We start from the raw sequence: 4,378 nt of genomic DNA, 5'->3' as shown, positions 1-4,378 counted from the left end.
ATACTATATACAAGCCTAGTCCAGTACCTTTTCCTGGTGGTTTTGTAGTGAAAAAAGGATGAAATATATTATCTAAATCTTTCTTTTTAATTCCAGTGCCAGTATCACTAATTTCATATACTAATTCTCCTTCGAATCTACTACATTTAACGAATAATGCTCCCCCATCAGGCATTGAGTCAATAGCATTAGTTATGAGATTTATTAATATATGCTTTAATGATTCAATATTCACAATGTAAAACATATTATCTTCATAATCTTGCTTAAGTATAATATTATGTAACTCGAGAATTTTCATTTCTAAATTTAGGATTCCTTGAGTAAATTCTTTAATGTTTACTTTTCCCTTAGTATCATTAGACATACGTGAAAAATTCAATAAATTATCAACGATATTGCTTGCCCTATCAACTGATGTTTCAATTACATGTATGCACTTTTTAATTCTCTCATTTTCTTCTTTAATTTGTCCCTTTAATACATAAGTATAGCTTCTTATTAGTCCTAATGGATTTCTAATTTCGTGTGCTACTCCGGCTGCTAGTTGACCAACAGCAACCATTTTATCTGCTTGTAGCAGTTGCTTTTCCGTTATTTTCATATCAGTTACATCTTTAATAACGAACAATTTTTTAATTATTTCTTTGTTTTTATCTTCTATTGGAAATGTATCTACACTAAAAAACCTATCATTGTAGCTAATATCATACTTTTCCTTAATTCCACCGGGAAAGGTCTGTCTATTGCAACAATTATTACAATTTAAACATATTAAGGCTTTATATAATTCGCACTTTTCCCCAATAGCCTCATCTTTCCTTAATCCCCAAAATTGACAAAATGCTTTATTCACATTACTAATTGTACAATTTTTATCTATAACAATCATTAAATAAGACAATCCATCAAAAGTAGTTTGAAGGTCATTTTTACTTATATATAATTCTTCTGTCTGTTTCTTCACTTCATCCTTTAATCTACTATTCCAGTAATACATAGCATAAATTATTAAAAAGATTAATAACGATGCTAATCCTATATATATAATTATTTCATCTGATAACCCCTTACTAGAAATTGGAGATGATATTCCAAACCACTTTTGCTGTATTTTTTCAGTAACGTTTTTCTTTTTTATGCTAAGTATACTTTTATTTAAAATGTTTACTAAGGTTTGATTTGATTTAGTAACAGCTAGTACAACCCCTTTTTCGTATAAAGGTGGATCAATAATCTTATATGAATCCTTAATATTCATTTCATTTATAAAATAACTAACTACAGGTTCATCACCCACAACTGAATCTACTTGCCCATTTACCAGTAGTTTAACAGCTTCTTGTATGCTTTGTGTATATGTATACACTACATTGATATTCTTAGAATTCAAAAACTCTATTGCATAATCTCCATTGGGAACAGCTACCCTAAGTCCTGACAAATCCGAATATGATCTAACCTTATTATTTTCTACTGGAACAAGAATTACTCCTCTCAAGTTATAAAACGGATCTGAAAACAAGTATTTTTTACTCCTATCAGGACTTGGGAACATATCACACATACTTATCTGTCCCTTATCTAAGTTAGTAAAAGCGTCTTTAAAAATAAATGGTTTGTATTTTATTTCTACTTCTAATTCAACAGAAAGCGCTTGTATAATATCAATTGAAGTCCCTTTATATTGTTTTGTTTCTTCATCAACATATCTTAGTGGAGGTGAATTATTGTCTGCACCGTATATAATTGGATTTTTCTTTAACCATTCTTTTTCTTCATATGTAAGAGGTACGGATTCTTGTACATATGTGATTATGTTTATATTATATTTGTTTTCAACTAGCTTGTTCATAAATATAACTACAAATACACAAATAAATAACAAAATAAACATATTATTGATTTTTGCACTTCTTGTTTTCATACTTATCCCTCCAAATCTAACCTCTATAAAATTAAACCCCTCCTTAAAACGCATATCCCGGTCTAAAACACTTTCACATCCTGCCGATAATCCTATTGGTCCTGCTAGCCTCTAAATAACATTCATTTTACAAATAATTAACTTATTTGTAAATTATATTTTTTTAATTTCCTATATAATGTAGCAATACCAATTCCAAGTTTTTCAGCAATGATTTTTTTAGATTCAGCATCATTACCATAAATTTCGATGGCTTTTATTATAACTTCTTTCTCCATTGTGTCTAAGTTTAATTTTTGAGTTTCTGAACTCACAGAAATATTTTTCATTTTATCAGGTAACAATTCATAATTAATTATACCTGGATATTTCAACATATTGATTACATATTCAATTGTATTCTGAAGTTCCCGTACATTCCCAGGCCAATCATAGCTTTCAATACAATTCCAGAATTCTTCTTCTATCTTAAGAACTTTTTTATCAAATAGCTTTGAAAATTTGCTTATAAATCTTGTTGCTATTAAACGAGTATCTTCCTTTCTTTCCTTTAGAGCTGGAACATTTAATGGTATTACATTTAACCTATAATAAAGATCTTCTCTAAAAGCATGCTCCTTTATCATCTCTTCTAGATTTTTATTGGTAGCTGCAATGACCCTTACATTTACTTTAATATGATTATTAGAACCCAGTCTTACAATTTCTCTTTGTTCTAATACTCTCAAGAGTTTAGCCTGAATATATAAAGGCATATCGCCTATTTCATCTAAGAAGAAAGTTCCATTCTCAGCAAGTTCAAATTTACCGATTTTACCTTTTGGATCTGCTCCAGTAAATGCTCCTTTAACATAACCAAATAATTCACTTTCAATTAAATTTTCTGGCATTGCACCGCAATTAATAGCAATGAATGGAGCATTTGCTCTCTCACTTTCTTCATGAAGAGCTCTAGCAAACAACTCTTTCCCTGTACCACTTTCACCATTAATTAATACAGTAGACGTACCCGAAGCAATCAACTTAACTTTATTTTTTAAATTTTCTATCTTTTCAGATTGTCCAAATATTTTATCTAACCCTATATTTTCTTTTGATGTTGTTAAAGCTAAAATATTTTCTTTTATCAATTTTGCATCCTTAAAAACAAACATTTTATTAAAATCACCAATATTAACATCATAAATAGTTCCTAGCAAATAATACTCTACATCATCTATTTTCAAATTATATTCCATTAGATTGAAAATCTGATTTCCTGTAGGCTGCAAATTAATGGTTTTTATTTCACTATCATCTAATTCTAAATTCAGCATTTCTCTAGCAATAAAATTAGTCCTATCTATTACGTAATTCTTATCAAAAACTATTACCCCTTCTTCGATCTTATCTATAATTACATTTAACAAATCAAAAACAGCTAATTTTTTATCATTTTCAATAATCTCAAATGCCTTAGATGCTATTAATTCTGAAATTTGATTTAGAAATTCAACAAAAGTATCATAATTTGCAACTATATGTTGCCTTTGATTTTCAGTTAAACAAATAAAGCCTATAATCCCGATTACCTTATCATTTATTTTTATTGGCGTACTCATTTCAAAAGTTTCATTACAAGTATTTTTTTTAGGACATTTCATGCATATTTCATGTTTACCAGGGATTTCTATAACTTTCATTTCTCCAGTTTCAATAACCTCTCTATATACGTGTGCTTCATTAGACATATTCACATTAATTATTTTTTTGTATATACCAGTGCCCGCAATTATTTCAAATTTGTCATCTACAATTTCAACATCTACTTTTAATATTTCAGACAAAACATCTACGTATCGGCTAACAGTATCCTGCATTTTTTTCAATACTTTTTCCATAATTATAAACAGCTCCTTTTTAGTCTTAAATCTATTAGTAAACCCATATTTGTCTATTTATCTATATGATTCAATATGAAATTTTTATAACCTTTAAAGATTTGAAACAAAATTTTAAAATAAAATTACCCACTAATCATATACAGTAAGAGTTTTAGTAATCTCAACTCGCTTATCAAAATGATATTGAAGTATCATTTTGATAAACGACTTTACTTTATTGGATTTTCAAAGGTTTTACAAATGTCATACAAAAAAAGCAAGAACAATATTATCAAAATGATAATATTGGTAAAATATTCAATGGAAAATGGGGGTGGAGTGTTGGCAAGCATATTGCTAATATAATTAATGATTACTATTTTAAACTGTTACATTGCAAGATTTTGATATTGGTTATGTATCTTGTTCGGATTATGTATCTGCAAATGGAATGATTTAATTAATTTATTATAAGGAAGGTGGAAAAATGAAAGTAGAAATAAGAAAATTCTTGTCCAGTATAGAAACTGAACTAATAAAATTTACGCAAGATATCATAAGAATCAAAAGTTATACAGGACAAGAGGAA

At 28.1% G+C, this 4,378-nt stretch carries 2 protein-coding genes; both read right to left on the bottom strand.

The window, feature by feature from the left end; translation table 11 throughout:
• The coding region (locus ACJAX4_RS22335; protein WP_435791648.1) for a transporter substrate-binding domain-containing protein at positions 1–1,927 on the bottom strand (1,927 nt) is incomplete at its 3' end.
• Positions 1,928–2,064: 137 nt separating this feature from the next.
• The gene (locus ACJAX4_RS22330) at positions 2,065–3,807 is read right to left on the bottom strand and encodes a sigma 54-interacting transcriptional regulator (RefSeq protein WP_435791647.1); all 1,743 of its coding nucleotides are present in this window, start codon (positions 3,805–3,807) and stop codon (positions 2,065–2,067) included.
• Between the last annotated feature and the right edge of the window lie 571 nt (positions 3,808–4,378).

It is taken from the genome of Clostridium sp. (assembly GCF_051278035.1).
Classification (GTDB): domain Bacteria; phylum Bacillota; class Clostridia; order Clostridiales; family Clostridiaceae; genus Clostridium_AD.
Note: the sequence above shows the minus strand (reverse complement) of the source record. Positions and strands in the feature narration are given on the sequence as shown.

Bases quoted from the DNA above. Each gene is read 5' to 3' on its own strand.
- ACJAX4_RS22330 (WP_435791647.1), bottom strand. From the start codon at position 3,807: ATGGAAAAAGTATTGAAAAAAATGCAGGATACTGTTAGCCGATACGTA.